Here is a 292-nt window from a genome sequence, read left to right as displayed (position 1 = left end):
GGGACCGTTGGTGATCCACATCTTGGTGCCGTTCAGGACGTAGCGGTCGCCGCGCCTGTCGGCCCGCAGCCGCATGGAGACGACGTCGCTGCCGGAGCCCGGCTCGGACATCGCGGGCGCGCCGACATGCTCGCCCGCGATCAGCCTCGGCAGGTAGCGCCGCTTCTGCGCGTTGGTGCCGTTGCGGCGGATCTGGTTCACGCAGAGGTTGGAATGCGCGCCGTAGGACAGTCCGACCGAGGCAGAGGCCCGGCTGATCTCCTCCATGGCCACCGCGTGCTCGAGGTAGCCC

The 292-nt window shown here is 69.9% G+C and carries 1 protein-coding gene; it reads right to left on the bottom strand.

Annotated features, from left to right (window positions below; translation table 11 throughout):
• A partial coding sequence (locus tag ACLBXO_RS32155) for an acyl-CoA dehydrogenase family protein (RefSeq protein ID WP_447687962.1) occupies positions 1-292 on the bottom strand: 292 nt, incomplete at both ends.

This window comes from Methylobacterium sp. C33D (assembly GCF_053345825.1).
This window is presented reverse-complemented; position numbering and strand designations above follow the sequence as displayed.